Origin of the sequence: Chryseobacterium sp. SIMBA_028, from assembly GCF_046535285.1 — a bacterium.
Taxonomy (GTDB): Bacteria; Bacteroidota; Bacteroidia; order Flavobacteriales; family Weeksellaceae; genus Chryseobacterium.
Genome location: NZ_JAWRWZ010000430.1, coordinates 1 through 262, shown reverse-complemented (window position 1 = coordinate 262; position 262 = coordinate 1). Strand labels below are relative to the sequence as shown.

Genomic DNA, 262 nt, shown 5'->3' with positions numbered 1-262 from the left:
GAAATATGGGCTTATGCCATGTTAAAATGAATGACTTTGATAGTGCGGCTGACTGTTTTTTGGAGTCTGCAAAAATTTCAGAGCGTATAAATTCTAAAGAAACACTTTACGCATATTATGACCTTTCTATCCTTTATTTTAAAAAAGGCGAAAGGGTAGAGGGATTTAAGTTCTACAAGGAAGCCGTAAAACAGGCGGAACATTTCGATGATAATTTCTTTCTTTGTTTATTGGATGTGGTAAAAGCTTTGTACATTGAACC

The 262-nt window shown here is 34.7% G+C and carries 1 protein-coding gene; it reads left to right on the top strand.

The genetic code is table 11. The annotated features are described in order from the left end of the window. Positions 1 to 262: tetratricopeptide repeat protein (locus tag SCA31_RS24010; protein WP_410699504.1), on the top strand; the 262-nt coding region annotated here is incomplete at both ends.